Raw genomic sequence first — 24,970 nt, 5'->3', positions numbered from 1 at the left:
AAAGGCATTAACGTAAGATCCATGAGCGACAACACTATTGCATCACGTCTGTACCCAACCCGCATTGACATTCCTGCCGAAGCGCGAGTGCAAATTGTGGTACTTCTCAATCAAAGCGTGGCAGCTACTTCGGATCTGAAAACCCAAGCAAAGCAAGCGCACTGGAACGTTAAAGGAACTGACTTCTACCAGCTACACCTATTATTTGATGAACTTGCTGGAGAATTGGAAGGATACATCGATATGCTAGCTGAACGCGTTACAGCTTTAGGCGGATACGCTTATGGAACAGCCCGCGCCGCAGCTAGTAATTCAATTTTGCCAGAATATCCCTTAGATATTTTGGATGGTAAAGATCATGTGACAGCGTTGTCAGATCGTTATGCACTCTATGCTAAACATGTGCGGCAAGCGATCGATAAAACCGATGAATTAGGCGACCTCGATACCGCTGACCTTTACACCGAAATTTCCCGCACCATTGACAAACGACTCTGGTTCTTAGAAGCTCATTTGCAAGTAGCAGAAATTAAGGCGGAGAATGGCAAAGCGAATACTACTCCAACTCAAAGAATACCTGCTGGTGTTAAATAAACACTTCTGAAAAATACTGGATTTAGTAGTACTAGGGTGCGTTAGATTTTAGTCTAACGCACCCTTTTTTATCAGGTACTTTAAACACTTTGCTCATATTTGTTGTAACAAACTAAATATTAAAAGATATGCCTAAGAGACTTCCTTTAGAAAAAATCCTACTGCTTCCAGTCAACAGTTAACAGTCATCATTCAAAAATTTAAATAAAATTTAACAGTATCTTTTTGGTAAGTATCTTACTTTTAAGTGCGTACTTTTCATTTTCTATATGTATGTTTTATTATTTAAATAGTTCAAAAGTAATTAGGAATTTGTAATCAGCTATATTCCATTAATTTGGCAAAGTCTCTCATAGAAAAGATAGGAATTTGTAATACTTGCTAAAAGTAACAAGACAAACTACGTGATTAGTAGTAACTAAATATTTAAGTTTTTGACACTTAAAACTAATAAACAGTGAGGTAAATCTATGTCTCAAAATACAATCACCCACCTAATTCATGATAGAAACGCCCGCGGTCACGTTCAAACAGGCTGGCTCGATAGTTATCACACATTTTCCTTCGGAAGTTTTTACGATCCTAACCGTATGGGATTTCGCTCTCTACGGGTAATCAATGATGATCGCATCACCCCTGGTGTTGGATTTCCTACCCACGGTCATCGGGATATGGAAATTCTCACCTACGTCTTAGAAGGTGCTGTAGAGCATAAAGACAGCTTGGGTACAGGCTCAGTAATTCGTCCTGGTGATGCCCAAATTATGAGTGCTGGCACTGGAATCAGCCACAGCGAAGTTWATCCTTCGTCAACTGAACCACTACACTTGCTACAAATCTGGATTCTTCCTGATAAAGAAGGGTTGACACCAAGATACGAACAAAAAGCTTTTCCGATTGAAGAAAAGCGCGGCAAATTATGCTTAATTGCTGCTAAAGATGGGCGTGATGGTGCTGTGACAATTCATCAAGATGTTGATTTATATGCATCTGTTTTAGAGTCAGGTGATGCTGTTAATTATCAAGTAAAACCTGGTCGTTATGCTTGGTTACAAGTAGCCCAAGGTATAGTCAACTTGAATGGTGAAGAACTTAGAGCAGGTGATGGCGTACAAATCAACGGCGAAGAACAGCTAGAAATTAGCACCGATATTGGCGGTGAAATCTTGCTTTTTGATTTAGCCTAATGTACTAAGTCTGGTTGAAAAAAGCTACAGCAATTTGTAGTTTAGGGCTTACGCACATTCTACGAATGGTTGGCGTTCTTAAGGTCTTAGAAGTTCGATAAATTCAGAATTTTTGCGTAAGTCCTCATAATACCAAAATCCTTGTAGAGACGTAGCACTGCTACCTTTCTACAAGGATTCATTCTTAAATTCAGCAACAGCTCTTCTTTGATACTTGGATTGTGGTAATCCTAGTTTCAGGTTAAAGTGCTGTAGGAGAAAGAGCCATCTGCAAAGATAAATTTCTCAAAGCCGGTCGTAGACAAGCTAATGGTGTTTCCATTGCTGTTGAAACTCAAAGAAGCAGAATTAAGAGTATTGTCAGAAGTAATACCAGATACAGTGATTTGTGAGCGATTGAAAGCGCTCAGATCCAGGGTATCAAAACCGTCCCCGCCATCAACAGTTGCTTGCCCGAATCCTTTTAAGTAATCATCCCCAGCGCCTAAAGCAATGGTCAACCCGCCACCGATAGAGACTTTCTGTGTAACTCCATCTATGATACTGATGGCGGTAATTTCGTCATTGCCATTGCCAGTTTTGATGGTTCCTTGTCCATAAATGCCATAGGCAGTACCACCAATCGTTGAAGATGCCTGTCCGGTAAGTTTGTCAGAACCATTGTCGGTATTAATGACTCCATCATTGAAAATACCATAAGCTGTGGCGTTTGTTCCTGAGCTATTCCCGTAACCGATAATAGCGTCTTCGCCTGAGCCTGTAGTGATGGTAGCGTCTTTAGTGTTCTGGATACCGATTCCAATACCGCCATTGCCGCCATTGCTGCCATTGCCGCCGTTGCCTGTGCCGTCGATCGTATCGTTTCCATCCCCTGCATTTAGGCTGCTACTGTTAGCAATGCCGATTCCAATACCGCCATCGTCGCCGTTGCTGGTGTCGCCGCCGTTGCCACCTTTGCCTGTACCGTTTAGCGTGTCGTTTCCGTCCCCTGTATTCAGGCTGCTACTGTTAGCGATGCCAGTGCCAGTACCGCCTTTGGCGTCGAGGTCGTCTGCGGCGTCGTCGTTGTCACTGTCGCCGCCGTTGCCGCCGTTGCCTGTGCCGTTGAGCGTATCATTTCCGTCTCCTGTATTCAGGCTGCTACTATTAGCAATGCCAATGCCAGTACCGCCAGTGTAAGTGCCGTCGTAAGGGTAAAAGAATATGCCGCCGTTACCCCCGTTGCCTGTGCCGTCGATCGCGTCGTTTCCGTCGCCTGTATTCAGGCTACCACCGTTGTTAGCGATGCCAGTGCCAGTACCGCCTTTACCATCCGAGTCGCCACCTTCGCCGTTGTCACTTCCGCCACCGTCGCCGCCATTACCAGTGCCGACAATCGTATCGTTTCCATCCCCTGCATTCAGACTACCATTATTACCAATGCCAGTGCCAGTACCGCCTTCACGGTCGCCATCGCCGCCAGTGCCTGTGCCGTCGAGCGTATCGTTTCCATCCCCTGCATTCAGACTGCCACTGTTAACAATGCCGATTCCAATAGCCACGGAAAAAGAGGCGTAGCCGTCAATGCTGTTACTGCCAGTACCGATGCCGTTGATGGTGTCTTTTCCGTCTCCTGTATTAATACTGCCACTGTTAGCAATGCCGATTCCATCACCGCCGGAGCCACTGTACTGGGCGAACCTGTCGAACTTACCCCCAATCCCAGTGCCAGTGAGCGTATCTTCTCCATCTCCAGTATACAGTTCATCGGTGTTGCTGATACCCGTTCCATCACCGCCGCTGCCGCCAAAGCGGATACTGTTGTCAGTACTACTGCCGCCATTACCAGTGCCGACGATCGCATCGTTTCCGTCCCCTGTATTAATATAGCCATTGTTATCGATGCCAGTGCCAGTACCGCCGCTGCCACTGCTGGCGTAGAAGCCGTATTCGCCCGTGCCTTCGCTGCCACCTTCACCGCCATTACCAGTGCCGACGATCGCATCGTTTCCGTCCCCTGTATTAATACTGCCATTGTTATTGGCGATGCCAATGCCAGTACCGCCAGTGCCGCGGTAGGAGCCATTACCGTCACCGTCGCCACCGTTGCCGCCAGTACCAGTGCCAATGATCGTGTCGTTTCCGTCCCCTGTATTAATACTGCCACTGTTGTTGGCGATGCCTGTTCCAGCACCACCGTCGCCACCGTTGAAGCCGCCAAAGCCATTGTTGGCGCTGCCACCCTTGCCGCCAGTACCAGTGCCAACGATCGTGTCGTTTCCGTCCCCTGTATTAATACTGCCACTGTTGTTGGCGATGCCTGTTCCAGTACCAGCTTCACCAATTTTGTTGGGTTCTATGGCATTGTCCTTGTAGCTAGTGCCGCCGTTACCGCGAGTACCAGTGCCAGCGATTGCATCGTCTCCGTCCCCTGTATTTAGTTTGCCACTGTTAGCAATGCCAGTGCCAATACCACCGTCGCCGCCGTTGCTGCCGCCAAAGCCGCCACCGTTGCTAAAACTATCGTAGCCGTCACCGCCGTTGCCACCAGTACCAGTGCCAAAGATACTGTCTTTCCCCTGCCCTGTATTTAGTTTGCCACTGTTAGTAATACCAGTGCCATTACCACCGTTGCCGCCATTGTCGTCGTTGCTCAAACCGTCGGCAGCGTTGCCGCCAATACCAGTGCCAGAGATAGTGTCTTCTTGGTTCCCTGTACTCAGTTCGCCACTGTTGCTGATACCTGTGCCAGTACCGCCGTTGCTGCTGTCGGTGTCGCTACCGGTAATACCAGTACCAGTGCCAGAGATAGTGTCTTTTCCTGACAGTGTACGAATGTAACCTCCAGTTAAAATATCAATACCAATTGCTAGAGATACATTTAACTCTTGTCCGATTAAAGTATCGCTACAGTGGGTACCAATAAAATTAGGTGGAACAGTAAGTCTAGACATATCAAAATCCTCTAAATTAGATTAGTACTGTGGTTTTGCTGATTCAAACAATCGATCGGTTTCTCTAAAAAATTCCTGGAATTTTTTCTCCAAGAGTAGAAAATTCAAGCTCTAGTATTTATAGTTTCCTGTGTGGATTTTGGGGCAGTATCTTGCTCAACTCAGTCTTTTTACTGAGTCAACATTTGCTATTTTAAATAAGTTGCTGCATTCCTTGCCAGAATTAGTGAATGGTTACGCTTTTTTAGGCGATCGCTTACTCGAAATCAATAACAGCCAAAGTCAGTAGAGTCGATGGGAACTATTATGTCCTACACCTCTATGTTAGATTCGTACGTGAACCTATCCCACTAATAATATTTGTGCTACAAAGCTTAAGCTTATTCAAAAATGAAAACGAAAAATTCAGGTTTTCAAGCATATTTTCCAAAAAGAAGTAGGGATTTTTAGAATAGTGGGATAGGTTCGTATAACTTTAGCTATATATGACTTCCGATATTCTTAACTTTTGTTTTTACTCATGTGGATGTAATTGTGGCAGCTTTAATGAACTGCTATAAGATTTTTTGCCTTCCAGTTATGGTGGTCTCCATCACTATGATGCAGATGTATCTTTTCCTGAGTGAGTATTTTTAAACCACACTATCCGCACGTATGGTTTTGCCGTTTTAAGGCAATTTATGGAGTTGTCACTAGTGGAAGCAACTGACGATTTTTAATGTTGGAAGGACTAACAGCATACATTGATACAGTTGAATGTTACATCAATGATGTTAATAAGATTCTCGGTATTCTATTGCAACCATTTCAATCTACTTTGCTACAACCATCGTTACGATAATAATTGCAAATTTATCAAACTAGCGATAAATTATCGGTGCATTAGCCAAAACTAAAACCGCAGCAATATGAAGTGGGACTACAAGCAGCGAAGATGGTTTTTTGGAGAAACGAACAATTGAGTATGCTGATAATAGCTACAATAGTCGCAAACTCAGCGAGTTCATAACCAATGTTTGCAGCATTGCACTTATTACAGGATCAGTTTTTAGGATATTGGCTACAGCTACGAAGTCGGACAAACTCCAGTAGGTGATTGGATAGGGGTGCGAACCCAAAGCGAATTGAATACAATTCTTAGAAAGACTAGCAAAAATCTCATGCCTAAAAAGCCGGATTCGCAATTACAAAATCTCTTTGCCACCCATAAATCAAGCAACTGGCAAGAAACATTAACACAAGTAGCCTACCGCTTTAACCGAGAATATCTTGGTCAACCTGTTGAACTTCCAGCTGAAGTTCAAGCAATGCCCATTTTTCGGGAGTGGGCTGGCGGCAATTTTTCTGGGAGAATTGCTTCACCTTTTTGGGAAGTTGCCAAACCTCAAAAGAACCAGCACTGTTTAGATATTGGCTGCGGTGTCAGTTTGTTAATTTATCCTTGGCGAGATTGGCAAGCATTTTTTTATGGACAAGAAATCAGTAATGTGGCGCGGGATATTCTCAATTCTCGCGGGCCGCAGTTGAATTCCAAGCTATTCAAAGGTGTTGAATTGGGAGCTGCTCACGATTTAAACTATTCATCAGCCCAATTTGACTTGGCGATCGCTACAGGATTTAGCTGCTATTTTCCAATCGAATACTGGAATACTGTCTTAGCAGAAGTCAAACGAGTCTTAAAACCAGGTGGACATTTTGTATTTGACGTTCTCAATCCCGAACAGCCTTTAGCAGAAGATTGGGCAGTTCTGGAAACTTATCTGGGTGCTGAGGTATTTTTAGAACCTCTAGCTCAATGGGAAAAAACGATTAAAGGTGCTGGTGGTAAACTAATAAGCCAGAAATCAGGTGAATTATTTGAGTTATACAAAGTGCGGTTTTAAATTAGCCAACAGTTCAAAAGACCATTACTCAGGAATCACTGGACTTGTCGGATCTAAAGAAGTTGTAAAAACAAAATAGATAACTCCAGCGCCGAGAATCATCACAGCCAAAGTAAACAGCAGCACCCAGCGGTCTGTTGGTTCGTAAGTATCTTCTTCAATATCACGACGGACAGCAAAATAATGTCCCGTTGACAGCCATACCGTAATCAAACCCACTAGCGAGAAGACTAAACCTAACTTCCAACCGTTACCAGGACGGGGTACTAAAGGTGTTTGGAAAGCACGCAGACGCACAATGACCACGCCAAAACCCAAAAGAGCAATCCCTGTCCGCATCCAAGCCAGGTATGTACGCTCATTTGCTAGATGGTCTCGGATGCGAGATGGATTGAGTCGTCCTGCTTTCTTTTGACCTTTGTCTTCTTCTGTGGGTTTCGATTTTAACTGCATTAAAAATACCTTTATCCCCAAAGAGGCTCCTTTCCAAAAAACGCCGAAGTAATAACAAATCTCCTTCCAGAGAACTTGCATTAAACGCGTTAATTGTGCTGCTGAAATATATTTATTGTGATTGTACATTTTTTTGCTAACTTTATTTTAATTAAAATTTTGGTTCGTTCTCAAATACCGAAGGTTGGGCAGCAAGCGCAACATGAAAATCAGGGTTTTAGCCAACGATAAGCAGTAATTACTTAAATAAAACAGCCAACATCAGAGAGATTTTTTGCCAGTGCTTGTACTGTTTTATCTCTGATTTTGGCTGTTACCMTGTTAAATTTGAGAATAATCCTTAAGAAACAGATTTCAGTAACTAGTGTTTGGTGTTAGCTGTTTAAGACTTTTCAGTAGGCGCATTTGGAACTCGTGTATTTATTAAAGCTTGCGATACATTTGGGATAAACCAGTTCACTTCATTAGCTTTAACAATTTGAGCATTAGGAATGTTGATTTCAATTGCTGGGTTATCAGGATTGGTTTTAATCGTTAGCTTACTGCCGTCAGGTACTTTAATAGCTACAGATTCTTTCCATTCTTGAATTTGTCCATTTAGGGCTGCAAGTTTAGCATCATTTGGCAGATATAATCCATCACAATCCCAGTTATTTCTAGTTGACTGACCATCAGCTAGAAAATACAAACTATTCTCGTATTTAGCATCGTCATCCTCTTCCTCATTTGCTCTTTTGCCGTATACTGCAATCGTATTACCTGTTTTATTCTCGCATTGACCCCAGTTAATTCCTGTCTCTAAAGAATATTTTTGAAATGCTAACTCATCGATTTTCTGTTGAATTTCTTCTGGTGTGACACCTGTAAGTTCTGTTCTGGCTTCTTTAGCCTGAGTAAGTTGCTTCAGTGCTTTGGTGACTTCGATGTAATCAGGGTTTTTGCTAAATTTTGGTTTATCAGCAAAAGAAGGTTGAGCAAAGGTTAAATTAACAAAAATGATCAAAACAATTAGCACAGATTTCCAGATGTTCATGATTTAATTCCTGTTGATAAGTAATTTTTTTCCAAAAGTTTTTCAAAAAATTTATAGTTTCTCAGTCAAATAAGCTTGACACCGAGCTTTGAAATTTACTTGATATAATTCACTTTCCTTCAAATCTGCTGTAAGTATTTAACTATTCTAACTCTTGAATTGTGACTTCTGAATTCTGACCCCTGCTCAAAATTAATGAAAATAGATAACTAGAAACTACAGATAAAAGAGTCCAAGTGACATTTTCCGAGACAATAAACACGCCCAAGCCAACTAATATACAAGGTACAAAAGTACTGCCATTATCAGTTAAAAATTGAGCGATCACAGGTAAGTAAGTTAACTGATAAGCCGCATAACACCAGACACCGACTAAGGAAAAGAATACGCCCAAAATTAGCAGCAGACTTTCTAACTCCAAGTTGGCAAATAAAGGTACATAAATACTGATATTATCACTACCATTAGCAAAGGCGATCGCCGCTACATTACATGTTTGCGGAGATAGAAAACTGGTAATTACCGAGGGATTAGAATGCTCAGTTTCTTCGGAAACTTCTTGTGGTGAATCCTCTTCCCGTTTTAATAAACTACTTATACCAATAATTATTGGTATTACACCAAGTAATTTAATCCACGATTGCGGTATAATTAGTCCACCAAAAAAACCCGGAAGGCTAGCGACAATCAGTGCTGCAAAACCGAGATACTGACCACTAACAATGTGACGACTGCGGAACGTTTTATTTACTTGTGAAAAAAGCAAGGTTAAAATCACAATATCATCGATATTTGTGGCACTGAATGCCATAATTCCTGTGGTAATTGCAGTGACTAAACCGCTCATTTATGCAAGTCCTTATTTTGGGGATTGGGGATTGGGCACTGGAGAGCCACTGTGTCGGACGGGTTAAGAGGCTTGTTCCCTCTTAGCGTTCCTGCTATAAAAGCAAGTGGCGTCATGGGCATCAGTCTACTTAAAAATGACCCATAACTACGTAGAAAGGTTTGATTTATACTTTAGGCAAACTAAATGATAGAATCAAATGCTTTTTTTTGTCAAAATGATAAATGGAAGTGATGAAAATTTTGACACCAAGTTTTAGGGATACTATCAATGGCAGGAATGACGCTTGAGCAGCTAAAAATATTTCTGGCTGTAGCGCAGCACTTACACTTTACTCGGGCAGCAGAAGAACTTTATATTACACAACCCGCCGTCAGTGCAGCAATCCAGAACTTAGAGCAAGAATACGGTGTAAAGTTGTTCCATCGGATCGGTCGTCATATCGAGATTGCTGAGGCTGGTAAGTTACTGCAAGTGGAGGCGCAGAAAATTCTCGATCAAGTCTCCTTGACTGAAAGGGGATTGCGGGAATTAAATAATCTGCAACGGGGTGAATTGAAATTAGGCTCAAGTCTGACAATTGGTAATTATTGGCTACCAAGCAAGATTAGTGAGTTTAAGAGCCGATATCCCGGTATCCAAATTGACTGTACCCTTGCTAACGCAGAAACAATTTGTGTGGGAACAGCAATGGGACAGTTTGATTTGGGTTTGGTGGAAGGAGATGTGAAGCCAGCGCTTCAGAGTACTTTAGAATATGAAATTATCGGTAGCGATCGCTTGCAAATTGTAGTAGGTGAAAAACATCCTTGGTTTGAGCAAGCAGAAATTGAGTTAAGCCAATTAACTCAAACTCCTTGGGTAATGCGGGTGCCGGAATCTGGAACACAGCAGAGATTTGAGGAAGCCTTGCAAAATTGGGGAATCAATCTCAGTGAACTGAATGTAATTTTAGTGTTCACTAGTGGTGAGATGGCAAAAGCAGCGATTGAAAATGGCGTAAGTGCAACTGGAATTTCTGAGTTGATGGTCAAAAAAGAAATTCAACTGGGAACTCTACAGCCAATTCGAGTGATTGATAATAGACAAGGTGAGAGTGCGATCGTAGAAATAGTTCGACCTTTTTTCAAACTCAAGCATCGTCAGCGCTTTCAAACTGCTCTTTCCAAAGCCTTTGAACAAATGTTGATATCGTCTACGCTCAAGAATTCACATCAACATTCAACAAAAAAGGAAAAAGGAAAAATTAAAAGTTAATTGTTAATTATCAATTGTCATTTGTGATTTGTTATTCTYTTTTCTCCATCTAATTATTCCCTGAGCTCACTTTCGTATAACCATTTTTCTAAATAAATCATTCACCTTTAGATAGATTTAGATAGAATTATCAAAACAGTATATTTGAATGGGCAAATATATAATTTGCCACAATAGCTCATGTAAAGTCAGGAATTTCAATCTCAACAGATAAAATCTTGATTGAGTTTTAGTTAATTTGTTCATTAAATTCCTTATCAGCCATGACATCCCCAGAGCCTCAAACTGATTTTGGAGAAAATTCTTCACAAACCTCATTTGAGCCACCTCCAGAAAAACGGCGGTGGCTTTGGTTATTTTTAGCTGCACTAGTATTGTTAGGCGGTACAGCTATAGTTTGGCGGTTGCTGACTCCACATAATTGGGCACCTTCAACTGCTAACGTGCAACCTCAAGGGGTAAGAGTCAAAATATCTACAGTTCAAAGCGGCATCATTGAGGAAAGTTCAGATTTTATTGCTACTCTGGAGTCACAGCGCTCAGTTAGCCTCAGACCAGCGATTCAAGGTCAAATCACCCAGATATTTGTCAAACCTGGAGATTCAGTAGCACTAGGAGCAGCAATTATCCAAGTAGACTCAAAAGCGCAGCAAGCAACAGTCAATGGAATTAATGCTGCACCTCAGGGATTTTTAATTCAACTGGAAAATGCTCGCGCTACACTCAAGTCTTTGGAAGCAGAACGGCCATCTTACGTTAATAATGTACAACTCAGCCAGCAGGAATACGAAAAGTATTTCAGCTTAGCTCAACAAGGAGCGGTACCTCGACTGGCAAGCAATGAGTACGCTAGTAGGCTCGCCGCGGCTAGGACTAGTCTAAATGCAATTGATTCTAGGATTCAAGCCCAACGAGCCACCATCTTACAAGCTGAAAAATCCTTACAGCAAGCTAATGTAAATCCTAAGCTACAACAACTCCAGTACGAGAAAATTACTGCTCCTTTTGGTGGTACAGTTGGCGACATCTCGGTGAAAGTGGGTGATTTGGTTAATACTTCTACACCATTAGTTACCTTGATGCAAAATCAACCTTTAGAAGTTAAAGTTTCTGTGCCTCCACAGCAAAAACCCATGTTGCGTGAGGGAATGCCATTGGAGATTATGAACACACAAGGTCAGAAATTGGGTAGAACTAGAGTATTTTTCATTGCACCTAATACGAGTAATGAAACACAAGGGATACTGATTAAGGCACTTTTTAAGAACTCTAATGGCCAGGTACGTGCAAATCAATTGGCAAGGGCTAGAGTCATCTGGAATGAGCGCCCTGGAATTTTGATTCCAACAACAGCAGTGACTCGTGTCGGTGGGCAAACTTTTGTCTATGTAGTTGAAAGCGAAAACTCTCCTCAGGGTGTGTCTCGACAAATAGCTCGGCAAAAACGAGTCCAGCTAGGTCAAATCAAAGGTAATAATTATCAAGTGATTGAGGGGTTACAGCCAGAAGATAAAATTATTATCTCAGGACTGCTTAATCTTACCGATGGTATGGCGATCGCTCCTGAATCTTAATAAAACCGCAAACAGTGAATGGTTATCAGGCGTATGGTCTGTTTTACCGCAGACTAACGCTTACCACCTTTTTTGTCAGGGACTTTAACCCAATACACAAGACTGATAACTGATAACTGTTAAAGAAAGTCTACCGAATAAAATTGCTAAATTTAACCTTGGTACAGTACTTTAACAGCAGATAATCACTTTCATGAACTAAATAAAACCAGATTAATTATGCCATCTTTAGCAGGGAAAGTTGCAATTGTTACGGGTGCATCGCGGGGAATTGGACGAGCGATCGCACTTAAGTTAGCTAGTAACGGCGCATCTATTGTTGTTAACTATGCGGGTAATGCAGACAAAGCACAGGAAGTTGTTGCAGAAATCGAAAAATTAGGAGTAGAGGCAGTTGCCGTAAAAGCTGATGTGAGCAAGGTGACTGAAGTCCAAGGCTTGTTCGAGCAAACACTTAAACACTTTGCTAAATTGGATATTTTGGTTAACAATGCCGGAATCGCTTTCTATAAACCAATTACTCAAGTGACAGAAGAAGATTTTGATCGCATTTTTGCCATTAACGTCAAAGGTACTTATTTCGCTTGTCAACAAGCCGCGCAACACATGGCAGAAGGAGGACGGATTATCAACTTTTCCTCATCAACTACGGTGATGATGCTGCCAACTTATAGCGCCTATGTAGCAACTAAGGGTGCTGTTGAACAAATCACACGGGTACTAGCTAAAGAATTGGGTGCAAAAGCGATCGCAGTTAATGTTATTTCTCCTGGCCCCACCGATACAGAATTATTTCGAGAAGGCAAAACACAAGAACAGATAGACCATTTAGCCCAAATGGCTGCTTTTGGTAAATTGGGAGAGGTACAAGAAATTGCCGACGTAGTAGCATTTCTTGCTAGCGACGAAGCCAAGTGGATTACTGGGCAAAATATTCGTGTAAACGGTGGAATTGCATAAGGCAATCTCAACTATCCTGATGAACGCGAGATTCTCTATTTCAAAACCTAACAGACTTCCAAATAGACCTCTTGCAAAAGTCCTTCTTTGCGTTCTCTTCTGTGCATTTGTGTCTTGGAAAGTTCTGATCCCTCCGGCAAGCCCTACGGGTTCGGGGGATCGCAATCGACGGAAACCGCCAAGACTGCGACCCCCTCACCGCAAAGCGTCTACGCCAAAAGCCGGCGCTCAGACTTTCGGTTGCGCCTCTGCGTGAGACAAAAAAATATTTATGCAAGAGGTCTATTAGACTTCTTGCAAAAGTAGGGAAAAGGGTAAGCAGGAAAGGGGAAAGGAACAATAAAAAACCTTTTCTGTTTAACATGCGCCTCTTTTCCCGCCTTTGAGCAAAAATTACTTTTGCAAGAGGTCTATTTACTATTAGTTTCTTTGATTCCCTGCAAGAAGATTGTCGCACCTGTAGCTGAAAATGAAAAAACTTCAAGTCAAGTCGAGCAATTGAATTAACACGTTTAACATCTCAAGAGAAAACCAATTTACAGGTGTTGAAAGCAAAGGTTATCTTCACGACCGCCCTGTTTTGCTGATACTAATCAGGAAGTTGCTGCCTCGATATCCGCAGTGTAAGATTGCAATTTGGAATGAGATGTTGGTTGAGTGGGAGGGTTAGCGATTTTAGTCGCCTCAGTGCTGTTGTTAACAATTTTTGCTTCTTCCAAAGCTTCTTGACCTGTAATCAATCTAGAGCGACGATTACGAGTGATATAATTCCATGCCCACTGAAATACTACTACTAATTTAGTATCAAACTCGATTAAGAAGTAGATATGAACGATTAACCAAAATATCCAAGCAAGGAAACCTTGGAGTTTGATAAAGCTTAAATCTACAACAGCTAAATTTTTGCCAATCATTGCCAAACTACCTACGTCATTGTAACGAAATTGTGGTAGTATTTGACCTTGCAGGCGTTTTTTGATGAGTTTAGCTACATACTCTCCTTGTTGTTTGGCTACCGGTGCAACACCAGGTAATGGTTTTGCATCTTGATAAGAGAAGTTGGCTAAATCTCCGATGACAAAGATATTTTTATAGCCTTTAATCGTCAAGTCTGGTTCTACAATCACACGTCCAGAGCGATCGCACTCTACACCTGTGCGGTTTGCTAAAACTTGCCCCATAGGGGAGCCTTTCACACCTGCTGCCCATAATATAGTTTTTGAGGCAATTTCTTCAACTTCCTCGCCTTGCTTGAAAGTAACGATATCATTTTCAATATTCGTTACCCTAGTTTTTGTGTTGACTACCACACCCAACTTTTGCAAGGATACTTTTCCTACTTCTGATAACTGTGATGCCATATGAGGCAGGATGTACTCGCCTCCTTGCAATAACAAAATCTTAGTTTCTGAGGTATCGATGTTGCGGAAATCTTCTTTGAGAGTTTTATGTGCCAACTCTGCGATCGCACCCGCTAATTCTACACCTGTAGGACCACCACCAACAATTACAAAGGTCAACCAAGCACGGCGTTTTTCGGGATCGGTTTCTTTTTCTGCTGCTTCAAATGCCGAAAATATCCGGCGACGCATTTCTACCGCATCTTCAACAGTTTTCAAGCCCGGAGCCAATGGTCTCCAGTTATCGTGACCATAATAGAAATGGTTAGCACCTGTGGCAACAACTAATGTATCGTAGGGTATTGTTCGATCCCGCAGAATAACTTCTTGGGTTTCTGGATCGATATCATTTACTTCTCCCAAGAACACATGTGTATTCTTGCTTTTCTTAAAAATAGCTCGTAATGGTGAAGAAATGTCAGCAGGTGATAGCGTACCTGTCGCAACCTGATATAGAAGCGGCTGAAATAGATGAAAGTTACGTTTATCGATAAGAGTAACATTAACATTCGCTTTCTTGAGAGTCTTTGCTGTATACAGTCCACCAAAGCCTCCACCAATGATTACAACCTCATGTGGTACATTCTTCTCAAGTGAAACTACCATAAAAAATATTTCCTTGTGTTAAGAGTCTTGTAACGTTTCTTAACAAAGGTGTAGCAAAATTATAATCTTCGTTGCTGTTTATTTAGAACATTTGAAAAATAGTAAAAGTAGTCAAAGTTATCTGCCCTTTAGGCGGCTCTGGCAGAGAGCAGGAGACAGAAGGAAAAAATAAGTATTAAGCAATACCTTTGCTAAAAATAGAGTTATGTATTAGTTAAATTTTTCTGAATAAAAAAATGAAAGAATAATTACTTAAATAATCTGGTTGCGGCAATCTTAAAATAGGTGTTTTTGCGCTTTCGTCGATGAAAATCCTAAACTATTGAGAGTCTTACGCACTGATTCACGATAACATTTGAGATTAAATTGATTGTCAATCAAAACTACTAAACACTTCAACGTCCAACGAGTTAAGAACTCTAGATTCTACTTTTTTTACTAAGGTGCGGTTGCTGCTAGTTCTATGGTTTTACAAATCTCTCTATAAATTGCTTTCTCCATCTGTTTTGAAAAAGGGGGCAATGACCACACCTAATGTCATTAAATTATTACTTTCTAGTTGACAATTTGAGAAAATACCTTCAATCTTTTTGAAGACAAATTTTTGYATCTATTCGCTAAACACCCATAATTTGGGTCGGTTATTACACACACTAGTCTGATTATTATTAGTCATAATTGTAGTAGTGCGATATATTGCACTGTTACAAAAGCTAAATACAGAGGTCAACTATGTTTCCTTTTTGGAGTAACCCTTGTTTTGGAAGCGAACCCATTTCGCATAAAGCTAGCTTAGAGCGGAAACTAAGATTCTTGATTTGGATACGAGATGATTTAGAATCCAAACTAGCTGGTATTAATGCTTCTATTGATACCGTTCGGCAACAAGTAGAACGCTCAAATTCAGCTGTCTAGAACTTAGTTCTTGCAGACATTTGTACTTAAGCCGATTGTAACTCTTTTGTGACTGGGCGCTGTAAATGGGCTGCTACATCAGGTTGTGAGTCTTTGTACAGCGCTCTGTCACAAAGTAGCGCAAAGAGGCAGTTTTTAAAACGAAGCGCAGTGTTTGTGTTGGTGACTAATTAAACTAACTCTAAACAACTTAACCCAGAGTTAGAGTAAGCAAAGTTGATTAATATTTGGAAGTTAGAGTTGTAATCATCACTTAAGCCGCTAAAACTTATAAAAATGAAAAATATTATCTCTTTTTGGAATAACTGGTTAAAACAGCAGAAAGAATCTGTTTTGCTATTTGACTCAATTGCTGCTGCTAGTAAGATTGCCTTTATACTTAACGGTCAGTGGGATGGCTGCAATGGTGTGATCATGGCTAAATATGATGAGGTAGCTGTTAACACTGCTGCCAAACTCTTAGAAGCTAGATGGTGTTATCAGGGTGCATCAAAAGCTGTTTTAGACAGAGTAACAACCGATGAAATTTTACGCCGTTATGCAATGGGAGAAAGGAATTTTATTAATGCTAATTTGAGATGTGCAGTACTTGCAGCAGTGAAGCTAAGTGAAATTAACCTCAGTTATGCTCAGTTGAGTCAGGCAGACCTAAGTAAAGCTAATTTAACTAAAGCTGATTTAACAGCAGCAGATCTGTGCCAAGCTAATTTAAGTGGAGCCGACCTGATTTCGGCATACCTAATGAGGACAAACCTAACAGGAGCAGACCTGCAACAAGCTTCACTTCAGGGGGCTGACCTCAGTAAGGCTAACTTAAGTGAAGTTAACCTCACTGGTGCAAATTTAACGGGAGCTAATCTAGCACTAGCAGACCTCAGAGGGGCAAATTTTCACTTTTGCAATTTGAGTGGGGCTAACCTAACAGGTGCTAAGTTAATTGAAAGTGACTTGGCTTTTGCTAGCCAATAATCACACTTAGATGCGATTCGCTTGAGCGCAGCTCGATGTTAAGAAGTTAAGGTCTTCTCAATGCGAAGGTCGGGGATCAGCCAGATAACTGCGACCAAAATGTATAATACACAAGCAAGCCACGAATTTAGAAAAGCCAGGGGAATTGCTACAGCATAAAAAACTAGAGATATTTTTCCTTTAAAGTCTCGACCGACTGCCATCGCTAAAGTGGAATCGCTCCCATGAACAGAAATTAGAGTACGGGTGAGAATAAAGTAGGCGATCGCAGAAAACAATAAAACCGCACCATAAAAAACAACTGGTATAGTGGCAAAGTGATTCTCGCCCATCCAGCCAGTAACGAAGGGGATTAGCGATAACCAGAATAGCAGATGCAGATTCGCCCAAAGGATACGCCCATTAACATAGCGAATTGCCTGTAATAAGTGATGGTGGTTGTTCCAATAAATGCCAAGATAAATAAAACTCAGTAGATAGCTGATAAATACTGGTATCAGCGGACGCAGTGCGGCTAAATTAGTTCCATGCGGCACTTTAATTTCTAGCACCATAATTGTAATGATGATGGCAATCACCCCATCACTGAATGCTTCTAACCTCCCCTTTACCATGTACGCATTCCTTTTCTATTTATTTAAGAGTGACACTTTGTACTTTATTGTACAAAGTAGCTGCCGTTAATGAAAATTATCTGCGCGATAATTGTTGATATACTAAGGCTGCAAAGCAAAATATTGAATTTTCACTTGCCAATTTCTGCCGTAATTATCGAATAGCTGCGCTAGTATTACGCTCGTAGGCAATTTGCAAATATTCAGTAACTACTTGTGATACATTAATGTTTGGAAAGTAGTGACTGCTAGTTTCAATGACTAAATCTGCAACTACACTTACTTTTCGCCCATGTTTTAGTAGCGGTGTCATCAAAAGAATTTCTCCATTTTGATACTTAATCCGAGGCGAGGAACGCTCGCCTAGTTGCTGATTTAGTGCTTGATAGTCTTGCCAACTTCCCAGCAAGCGGACTACAGCGCCTAGAGGTAAATGTATTTTCTCTGGTGTGACAACAGCGAACATAGAACTGACATCTCTACTGTAATGTTTAGCTTAACTACTCCGACTGAAAAATACAGCAGCTAGGACAATCAAACCTAAAAGCACTAAAGGAACCCAGAGATTGGGAATATCTGACAAACTCATCTTGATTACGAATTACGAATTACGAATTATTTTAAACCTATGCCTTGCTGGGTGAATTCTTCAACAGTTTTTTGTGATAATTCATGAGTAGCGATCGCTTCCAACATTGCCAATGGTAAAGTCAAATGATCTGCCCCGGCTTGTAATGAAGCGGCTGCTTCTTGGGAAGATTTAATACTAGCTGCTAAAATTTCCGTGTCGCTACCTTGGAGTACGCTAGCCATCTCCCGGACTAAGGCAATACCATCACCCAATAACCGAGTAGCGCGATTTACATAAGCTATAGCAATTTTTGCTCCGGCTTCCCGTGCTACTGCTGCTTGTGCTGCACTATAAATTGCTGTCACCGAACAGGTAATTTCTGAGGACAAAATTGCTACTACTTCAAACCCTAACGGTGTTGCCGGAATCTTCAAAATTGTTTTTGAACCAATAATTTCGAAAGCTTTTCTACCTTCAGCCAACATTCCCGCTTTATCAGCTGCTATAAGTTGATAGTATAACGGCCCGTTTGTCAAGGTAGCCAATTTTTGGAGTGTAATTTCTGGTGGAGTGTCACTTTGAGCTAAAAGCGTGGGATTAGTTGTAATCCCCTTTACCCAACCCCAATGCTTGACTATTTCTGCTTCCGATGCGATCGCCGAATCTAGATATAATGCCATAATCTTATGGAATCGATTGTTACAAAAGTTGTTTAACTATGGGATTCTCAAATCTAATGCTCAATCTATTAAGTTTTGGTTAGAATTTGCAATTCCAAAACTGGGATTTAAGGCAGTAGTAAGATTGATTGAAGATTTGAATGATGATACTAATAGATTGCTAGAAAAAGCAATATACTGGCTTCCTTTATTTATTTTGGAGAAAGAAAAAAACTCTGGTGACGTACTACAGAGTTTAAGAGAAAAGGCAAACTCTAAGCAGAATTGAACTTGATTGAGAATTGAGAATTGAGAATTTTGAATTGTTGGCCAACTTTCAAGAGATAATTCCTTTGATACGGCAACCTGCACGGAGAACCGAATATGACATCTCCAGAAACGGTTACATGGCTACAAGAGCGCACAACTTTAGGAATTCTCTCACCTGAGGTGTTGGATGCGATCGCCCAAGTCATTGAAGAACAAGTTATACCACCACAAGTAAACCTGGTTAACGAAGGTACGCCCCCAGAAGCACTTTACATTCTTAAAGATGGTCAACTCGAATGTGATAGCACCGATCATAAAAACTCAGCTTTAGTTCGCGGATTCCTTCCCGGAGAAGTCATTCACCTCCAAGAGTTACTCTTAGATGAGTTAGCCACATTCACAATTGTTACCGTCACAGAATGTCACTTATGGGTTATACCTGCTGAAAAATTTCGGGAATTATTTAACCAATACCCAGAAATTGCTCAGGCTTTTTCCCGTCAATTGGCTCAAGAATTAGCTGAAGTGACATCTGCACTTGGCTACGAACAAGAGCGTTCCATCGCTTTGCGTCCGTATTTAGTCACCAAAGCGCAACGGGGAATTGTCGGTACAAGTCGCTATGCTGTGCGTCTGCGGGAGCAAATTCGAGAAGCTGCTAATGACCGCAAGTCAGTAGAAATTTTTGGCGAACCAGGGTTAGAAAAAGACAACATAGCAGCCTTAATTCACTTTGGTTCTCCCAAAAGGCGAGAACCGATTATTAAAGTTAATTCTGGTATTCTGCAAACAAGCGGTGCAGATTTATTTGGTCGCGTTGGCGGTAAACCAGGACTGTTAGAATGGCTGGGAGAAGGTACCTTAGTTTTCAACAACATTCAAGAATTACCCCAAGAGCTATTACCTGCTGTGACGCAGTTGGTCAAAACTGGCACATATACCCCAGTCGCTCGTCCAGGAGAAGCAGAAGCCGAACCTCGCTCTAGTAAAGCACGTATTCTGATTGTTTCTGAAAAAACTCAGGCGACAGTTGATCGCTCTGTTGGTCATATTATTAAAGTACCGCCGCTACGAGTGCGAAAAGCTGATATTAAAGCCCAGGTCGAATATTATATCAGTCTCTACGCTCGAGCTAGAGGTATTTCCAAACCGCACATCACCCCAGAAGCTTTGCGGCGCTTACAGTCCTATGATTTTCCTGGTAACCTTAAAGAACTAAAAAATCTGGTAGAAAGAGCGATCGTCCAAGCTGAAAATGCTAGTGAATTAACAGAAGAAATCTTTTGGCCAGCAGAAACCAAGAAAAAGCGATTTCGAGTCAATCTTTTAAATACTTATCCTGATTTACGCAAATTTTTGCGGAGTTCGTGGTGGCCAGATCGGATTAATTATGGTTTTACTGCAACTGCTTTTGCAATTATTGTTGCAGTGTTATTTATTGGCCCACAAACTCGCGATCGCAATTTTGTTTTAAATCTATTTTGGGCTTGGTGGTGGCCTTTCTTTTTATTTCTCTTTCCCTTTTTAGGACGTGTGTGGTGTTCTGTTTGTCCTTTCATGATTTACGGAGAAATTACCCAAAAATTATCTTTATGGTTGTGGCCGCGGAAGCTCAAACGCTGGCCTAGAGAACAAGGAGAAAAATGGGGCGGATGGTTTCTTTTTGGACTCTTTACCTTAATATTCTTATGGGAAGAACTTTGGCATTTAGAAAATACAGCTTACCTGAGTGCTTGTTTGCTATTATTAATTACCGCTGGAGCAATGATTTTCTCTGCTATTTTTGAAAGGCGATATTGGTGTCGATATCTCTGCCCCATTGGTGGAATGAATGGGTTATTTGCCAAACTTTCAATGACAGAACTTCGGGCACAACAAGGTATTTGTTCTGCCAGTTGTACCACTTATCAATGCTATAAAGGAGGCCCCCAAAAAGGTGAAGGGATGGAAACTAATGGATGTCCTTTGTATTCTCATCCAGCGCAGTTAGAAGATAACAGAGATTGCGTTTTGTGCATGACTTGTCTCAAAGCCTGTCCCCATCGTTCTGTAGAATTCAACTTGCGTCCTCCTGGAGTTGAATTATGGACAACCCATGTACCCCGCACCTATGAAGTGGCATTATTGTTTTTGTTATTAGGTGGAGTATATCTGCATCGGTTGCCAGAGTTGCAATCTTGGCTAGGGTTACAACTAGATTTAACTAACTTTTGGCAACACTTAGGATTATCACTGGTAGTGTTAATTGTTCCAGTGGCTTTTATCTTTGGGGCTTATGGCTTGCTGAAACTGTTCAACTTGAACCGGAAGCCAAAATCATTTGTAGAGCTTACCTACGGGTATTTACCATTAGTTTTGGGAGGAAACTTGGCTCATTATCTGCGTTTAGGCTTGAGTGAAGGTGGACGAATTTTACCTGTGAGTTTTGCTACTCTTGGTTTGAATGGCGAACAACTGCCAATGTTAGTTGCTCATCCTGCTGTAATTAGTTTTTTGCAAGGTACAACTTTAATCTTCTCAGTATTGTTGACGATATTATTAACCCAAAAAATTGCCAAACAATCATTAAGATCTCTTCTTTGGCAACATTTAGCAGCGATCGCTCTGGGTGTTAGTATGTGGGCAATTATTGTGTTGTAAAAACAATCGCAAATTCTTTGACTTTTGCCTGGTTTGGTACTATGGGTTTAGCTACTCTAATATATTAAACCAGGTTTCTAAATCTGCTTGAGCCTGAAAATCCAACAAAGCTTCGCCAAGATTTTCTAATTGTTCTAAGGAGAGATTTTCAATGCGGTTTAGGACTTCTTGAGGTAATTCTCCCACCCCTCGATTCAGTTGACGGACAATAAGCAATTGTCCTTCTGCTTTTCGTCCTTGTTCCCGTCCCCGTTGTTCTCCTTCTTTGAGAATTTCTTGATAAATCACTGACTCGCGCATCATACCCTCCCGAAATAGTTGTCGAATCAAGTCCTGATTGTATTTTAATCCCGCTAAGATTTGGGTGTAAGCGGAAATTTCTGGTCGTTGTCTTGGCTCAAGTTGATTAACTTTTTCCACAACTGTTTGCAACAAAGCTTGGGGTTGGGTGGTTGCTGTCAGTGGTGCTAAGGGTAACAAAGCCGCGTCATTGAGAAATGGTTCGGGATTTTCTAACCACATGCAAACTCTGTGCGACTTTGCGCCTAGAGCGTGATAAAAAAGCTGTGGTTGAATTTACCTCAAAATAGCTGTAAGAAAGAGACTTTTAGGCTCAGGGGAAACTCTTGATTTAATTAAAATGAGTCTTTGAACTTCATTAAAGAGTCTTTTAGCTCCATTCAAGACTCTTTAAACTCCATTAAAGAGTCTTTGAACTTCATTAATGAGTTTTTGAACTTCATTAAAGAGTCTTTTAGCTTCATTAAAGAGTATTTGAACTGGATTAATCCCCCTCTGAACTCCACTAATGAGTATCTGATATTAAAAACGTTGCCTACACGCAAACCGACTTAAGAACTTGATTTCTCTCTCCCTCAACTTGTCGGGAATTTAATATACTTCGAGGCAATGACAAGGACTTTTTCAAAGTCGGCAGGATTCACAACGCCCAAAAGACTGCGTTCTTCTTCATTTAATGGTAAGTTAACACGATGCCCTACCTCTGCAAAAAACTGCTCGCCCCCTGCTGGTGTCGCCCACATCAGTAGTTTGGTAGGTATCGAGCCGATATTTTTAAAACTGTGCCATTTACCTCTAGGAATATTTATAAAGGTTCCAGCAGTTGCAGTGATAGTTTCCTCGTCAAGCTGGTACTCAATCTCTCCCTCAAGAATATAATGTGCTTCGTCTGCATCGTCATGATTATGGAGTGGTGCAGCGCTTTGTGGTTGCATTAGAGCCTCTACTAACCCATACTCCCCGTTTGTATCTTTTCCCTCAGCAAGCAGAGTGTATAAATCACCCAAAACTAAATATGTAGAACTTTTACCTGGCTGAACTAATGAAGCTTTAATGTTCACTGTCATTATAATTACTCTCCTTTATTTGTTGTGATTAAATCTGATAATAGTTTTCAGAATTCGTACTTTTATCTATCGGCAAATTTTTAGCAATTTATGCAAAATCATCTATCCATTCGCTAATTGCCTACAGCTAATGCTAAAAAACAATTAGCGATTCGCAATTAGCACTATGGCAAATTTTATTCAACCACCAAGGTTACGCACTGGTGAAGACACTCAAGAAGAACGACGCGCCACTTGGMTAGAACTTTTTTATGATTTGGTTTTTGTAGTTGCAGTTTCTCAACTCGCTCACAATCTCAATGAGGATATCTCACTTTCAGGATTATTTGGCTTTGTAGTTTTATTTATACCTGTTTGGTGGTCGTGGATTGGCACTACATTTTACGCGAACCGCTTTGATAGCGATGATGTCGGACATCGACTGTTAATTGGTGTACAAATGCTAACAGCAGCAGCAATGGCTGTGAATATACACCACGGTTTAAGCGAAAGTTCTCCTGGTTTTGCCCTTTCCTATGCTCTCGGTCGGGTTGTGTTGGTGATCGAATACGTCCGTGCTGGAATACACATCCCCTTAGCACGTGCTTTGACGACTCGCCACGCAATTGGTTTTGCGATCGCCGCTTTGCTTTGGTTCATTTCCGCATTTATACCCGTCCCTTGGCGATTCGCCCTCTGGACATTAGCAATCGTTATTGACTTTACTACACCCTTAACAGCACGCAAGTTTCAAGTCGGACTACTCCCTCATGCTTCCCATTTACCAGAACGTTTTGGACTGTTTACTATTATTGTCTTGGGTGAAGCAATTATCGCCGTGGTCAACGGTGTTTCTGAGCAGAAATGGGATACTTTAACTGTAATTTCCGCCGTGTTTGGTTTAATTATTGCTTTTAGCTGGTGGTGGGTCTATTTCGATAATCTGGGCGGTAAACCGATTGAGATAGCGCGGACGCATGGAAAAACTGGTATTGTTTATCTCTGGCTTTACACTCATTTACCTCTAGTGATTGGCTTTGCTGCGGCCGGAGTGGGAGTAGAACAAATCTTGTTAAGCAAACCAACTTTAGCCTTATCGGATTCTTACCGATGGCTGATTTGCGGTTCAGTCGCATTATGCTCGTTAGCTGTTAGTATTCTCCATAGATTTGGGATGATTCGTTATTGCCGAATCCGCTCCCAGTATCGATTTGGGGGTGCAGTTGTGCTGCTGGCGATCGCCATTTTTGGCAAAGGTTTGTTACCTGTTACCGTCATGGCTCTTGTAGCCTTAGTTTCTGCTCTCCAAGTTGTTCAAGACTTATATCAAAGTCGTCCCACCACCCGCTTGGCTGACCCAGAAATCTAGCTCATAGCCCATTGTAGTAGGGTTACACATCGGTGCTACCCTACAATCTATTCACATATTTAGATTTAAATTAAAAATGCATCTATCTTTAGTAGTTTTTTATATAAAATATGAATAAATCTTTATATAGTTGTTTAAAGATTATGTAATCTGAATACTTAACTTTGGTACTACAAAGCTAGAAACTCAGCCTATTGCCGTCTATCTGAGGTGACAAAACCAAAAAAGCAATGTCAAGATTATCAGATGTACCTTTGGGTAGGGAAGTCAAGTAGGTGAAATATTTATTAATATTATTAATAGCTGAGTGTAAATTCTGCCTTAGGAGTTAAAAAACTTCCTCATAGCAGGTATTCCTGATTAAGTCAGCACACAGCGAACAGTTATCAAGTCTATAGCCTGGTGCTACAGCGCACCAATGCTTACCAGTTTTTGGGAGACTTTAACCCAAATCGACAAAACCGATAACTGTATAACCACTAGACATCTCCAACGGAGCGGAAGATTGTGAACGACCAAAAACCATCAGAGTTTAAGGAATTTGTCGGAAATCTCAAGAATGGAATTTGGCTGTTTGGCTTATCATCTTGGGTATTTGGGATTACAGATCGCAGTATTGCTTCATTTGCAGATGGCTATCTGTCGGCTTTAGATTTGATGCAACTATTCACAGCGGCTACATTCTTTATGGCATGGCTATTTTTAAAGCCTGTATCCAAAGTTTAAGTTCACTGAGAAAGAAAACTTTTGGTTACTGTAGGGGTTGCAAGACAGAACGCATTAATTTTTTGTATTCAGTGCGATCGCAGTATCCATTTTCCCAAAAATTTCGATCCACTCAAGCCAGGTGTGCAAATTAAATTTAATAGAAATAAGGCGATATCTGTTGT

The 24,970-nt window shown here is 41.2% G+C and carries 26 protein-coding genes; 15 read left to right on the top strand and 11 right to left on the bottom strand.

Annotated features, from left to right (window positions below; translation table 11 throughout):
• Window positions 1-21: 21 nt before the first annotated feature.
• A complete protein-coding gene (gene dps / locus FCR06_RS22505; RefSeq protein WP_138503680.1) occupies window positions 22-594 on the top strand; it encodes a DNA starvation/stationary phase protection protein Dps in 573 nt (190 codons plus the stop codon).
• 470 nt (window positions 595-1,064) lie between these two features.
• A complete protein-coding gene (locus FCR06_RS22500) occupies window positions 1,065-1,781 on the top strand; it encodes a pirin family protein (protein ID WP_138503678.1) in 717 nt (238 codons plus the stop codon).
• Window positions 1,782-2,017: 236 nt separating this feature from the next.
• Here the strand turns inward: FCR06_RS22500 and FCR06_RS22495 are convergent, their stop codons facing one another.
• Entirely contained in the window at window positions 2,018-4,714 is a 2,697-nt protein-coding gene (locus tag FCR06_RS22495; RefSeq protein WP_138503676.1) for a beta strand repeat-containing protein, read from the bottom strand.
• A gap of 139 nt (window positions 4,715-4,853) precedes the next feature.
• On the opposite strand from FCR06_RS22495, the gene FCR06_RS32900 reads away from it, so the two are divergent.
• The 3 genes from FCR06_RS32900 (at window position 4,854) to FCR06_RS22485 (ending at window position 6,597) form a co-directional block, all read left to right on the top strand.
• Window positions 4,854-5,003 (top strand): hypothetical protein, encoded by a 150-nt coding sequence (locus FCR06_RS32900; protein ID WP_189523531.1) that lies wholly within the window; start codon window positions 4,854-4,856, stop codon window positions 5,001-5,003.
• 429 nt (window positions 5,004-5,432) lie between these two features.
• The gene (locus FCR06_RS34360) at window positions 5,433-5,555 is read left to right on the top strand and encodes a hypothetical protein (RefSeq protein WP_262984702.1); all 123 of its coding nucleotides are present in this window, start codon (window positions 5,433-5,435) and stop codon (window positions 5,553-5,555) included.
• 319 nt (window positions 5,556-5,874) lie between these two features.
• Window positions 5,875-6,597 (top strand): class I SAM-dependent methyltransferase, encoded by a 723-nt coding sequence (locus tag FCR06_RS22485; RefSeq protein WP_138503674.1) that lies wholly within the window; start codon window positions 5,875-5,877, stop codon window positions 6,595-6,597.
• Window positions 6,598-6,621: 24 nt separating this feature from the next.
• Here FCR06_RS22485 and FCR06_RS22480 read toward each other — a convergent pair whose 3' ends face one another.
• From FCR06_RS22480 to FCR06_RS22470, 3 genes are all read right to left on the bottom strand, one after another.
• Complete coding sequence (locus tag FCR06_RS22480) at window positions 6,622-7,179, bottom strand: DUF202 domain-containing protein (RefSeq protein WP_317616835.1); 558 nt, start codon at window positions 7,177-7,179, stop codon at window positions 6,622-6,624.
• Window positions 7,180-7,432: 253 nt separating this feature from the next.
• Window positions 7,433-8,083 carry a hypothetical protein gene (locus FCR06_RS22475; RefSeq protein WP_138503673.1) on the bottom strand — a complete coding sequence of 217 codons (651 nt, stop codon included), beginning with the start codon at window positions 8,081-8,083 and terminating at the stop codon, window positions 7,433-7,435.
• 142 nt (window positions 8,084-8,225) lie between these two features.
• Entirely contained in the window at window positions 8,226-8,930 is a 705-nt protein-coding gene (locus FCR06_RS22470; RefSeq protein ID WP_138503671.1) for a cadmium resistance transporter, read from the bottom strand.
• 270 nt (window positions 8,931-9,200) lie between these two features.
• On the opposite strand from FCR06_RS22470, the gene FCR06_RS22465 reads away from it, so the two are divergent.
• The 4 genes from FCR06_RS22465 to FCR06_RS32895 all read left to right on the top strand — a co-directional run bounded on the left by FCR06_RS22465 (window position 9,201) and on the right by FCR06_RS32895 (window position 12,977).
• Complete coding sequence (locus FCR06_RS22465; RefSeq protein ID WP_138503669.1) at window positions 9,201-10,187, top strand: LysR substrate-binding domain-containing protein; 987 nt, start codon at window positions 9,201-9,203, stop codon at window positions 10,185-10,187.
• 263 nt (window positions 10,188-10,450) lie between these two features.
• The gene (locus FCR06_RS22460; RefSeq protein ID WP_138503667.1) at window positions 10,451-11,761 is read left to right on the top strand and encodes an efflux RND transporter periplasmic adaptor subunit; all 1,311 of its coding nucleotides are present in this window, start codon (window positions 10,451-10,453) and stop codon (window positions 11,759-11,761) included.
• Between the two features lie 219 nt (window positions 11,762-11,980).
• Window positions 11,981-12,721, top strand: coding sequence for an SDR family oxidoreductase (locus tag FCR06_RS22455; protein ID WP_138503665.1), 741 nt, complete (start codon window positions 11,981-11,983; stop codon window positions 12,719-12,721).
• A gap of 109 nt (window positions 12,722-12,830) precedes the next feature.
• Window positions 12,831-12,977, top strand: a complete 147-nt coding sequence (locus tag FCR06_RS32895) for a hypothetical protein (RefSeq protein ID WP_189523530.1) — start codon at window positions 12,831-12,833, stop codon at window positions 12,975-12,977.
• A gap of 337 nt (window positions 12,978-13,314) precedes the next feature.
• On the opposite strand, the gene FCR06_RS22450 is transcribed toward FCR06_RS32895, so the two are convergent.
• Both FCR06_RS22450 and FCR06_RS34865 read right to left on the bottom strand, forming a co-directional pair.
• Window positions 13,315-14,727, bottom strand: a complete 1,413-nt coding sequence (locus FCR06_RS22450; RefSeq protein ID WP_138503663.1) for an NAD(P)/FAD-dependent oxidoreductase — start codon at window positions 14,725-14,727, stop codon at window positions 13,315-13,317.
• Between the two features lie 276 nt (window positions 14,728-15,003).
• The gene (locus FCR06_RS34865; RefSeq protein WP_138503662.1) at window positions 15,004-15,126 is read right to left on the bottom strand and encodes a hypothetical protein; all 123 of its coding nucleotides are present in this window, start codon (window positions 15,124-15,126) and stop codon (window positions 15,004-15,006) included.
• A gap of 333 nt (window positions 15,127-15,459) precedes the next feature.
• Here FCR06_RS34865 and FCR06_RS22440 point away from each other — a divergent pair, with 333 nt between their 5' ends.
• Window positions 15,460-15,642, top strand: a complete 183-nt coding sequence (locus tag FCR06_RS22440; protein ID WP_138503660.1) for a hypothetical protein — start codon at window positions 15,460-15,462, stop codon at window positions 15,640-15,642.
• 276 nt (window positions 15,643-15,918) lie between these two features.
• Window positions 15,919-16,611 (top strand): pentapeptide repeat-containing protein, encoded by a 693-nt coding sequence (locus FCR06_RS22435; protein WP_138503658.1) that lies wholly within the window; start codon window positions 15,919-15,921, stop codon window positions 16,609-16,611.
• Window positions 16,612-16,649: 38 nt separating this feature from the next.
• Here FCR06_RS22435 and FCR06_RS22430 read toward each other — a convergent pair whose 3' ends face one another.
• The 3 genes from FCR06_RS22430 to FCR06_RS22420 all read right to left on the bottom strand — a co-directional run bounded on the left by FCR06_RS22430 (window position 16,650) and on the right by FCR06_RS22420 (window position 18,476).
• On the bottom strand, window positions 16,650-17,225 hold the full coding sequence (locus FCR06_RS22430; RefSeq protein WP_138503656.1) for a TMEM175 family protein: 576 nt from the start codon (window positions 17,223-17,225) through the stop codon (window positions 16,650-16,652).
• Between the two features lie 154 nt (window positions 17,226-17,379).
• Window positions 17,380-17,691, bottom strand: a complete 312-nt coding sequence (locus FCR06_RS22425; protein WP_138503654.1) for a hypothetical protein — start codon at window positions 17,689-17,691, stop codon at window positions 17,380-17,382.
• Window positions 17,692-17,840: 149 nt separating this feature from the next.
• Window positions 17,841-18,476 (bottom strand): transaldolase family protein, encoded by a 636-nt coding sequence (locus tag FCR06_RS22420; RefSeq protein WP_138503652.1) that lies wholly within the window; start codon window positions 18,474-18,476, stop codon window positions 17,841-17,843.
• Between the two features lie 28 nt (window positions 18,477-18,504).
• On the opposite strand from FCR06_RS22420, the gene FCR06_RS22415 reads away from it, so the two are divergent.
• Both FCR06_RS22415 and FCR06_RS22410 read left to right on the top strand, forming a co-directional pair.
• Entirely contained in the window at window positions 18,505-18,744 is a 240-nt protein-coding gene (locus tag FCR06_RS22415; RefSeq protein WP_138503650.1) for a hypothetical protein, read from the top strand.
• Window positions 18,745-18,839: 95 nt separating this feature from the next.
• Entirely contained in the window at window positions 18,840-21,365 is a 2,526-nt protein-coding gene (locus FCR06_RS22410) for a cyclic nucleotide-binding domain-containing protein (protein ID WP_138503648.1), read from the top strand.
• A gap of 51 nt (window positions 21,366-21,416) precedes the next feature.
• Here the strand turns inward: FCR06_RS22410 and FCR06_RS22405 are convergent, their stop codons facing one another.
• A complete protein-coding gene (locus FCR06_RS22405; RefSeq protein WP_317616834.1) occupies window positions 21,417-21,887 on the bottom strand; it encodes a DUF4351 domain-containing protein in 471 nt (156 codons plus the stop codon).
• Between the two features lie 353 nt (window positions 21,888-22,240).
• The gene (locus FCR06_RS22400) at window positions 22,241-22,732 is read right to left on the bottom strand and encodes a cupin domain-containing protein (RefSeq protein WP_138503646.1); all 492 of its coding nucleotides are present in this window, start codon (window positions 22,730-22,732) and stop codon (window positions 22,241-22,243) included.
• Between the two features lie 166 nt (window positions 22,733-22,898).
• On the opposite strand from FCR06_RS22400, the gene FCR06_RS22395 reads away from it, so the two are divergent.
• Entirely contained in the window at window positions 22,899-24,080 is a 1,182-nt protein-coding gene (locus FCR06_RS22395) for a low temperature requirement protein A (RefSeq protein WP_138503644.1), read from the top strand.
• Between the two features lie 507 nt (window positions 24,081-24,587).
• Entirely contained in the window at window positions 24,588-24,806 is a 219-nt protein-coding gene (locus FCR06_RS22390; RefSeq protein ID WP_138503642.1) for a hypothetical protein, read from the top strand.
• Window positions 24,807-24,970 lie beyond the last annotated feature (164 nt).

The organism is Nostoc sp. PA-18-2419 (assembly GCF_005869855.1).
GTDB lineage: Bacteria > Cyanobacteriota > Cyanobacteriia > Cyanobacteriales > Nostocaceae > Nostoc.
Note: the sequence above shows the minus strand (reverse complement) of the source record. Positions and strands in the feature narration are given on the sequence as shown.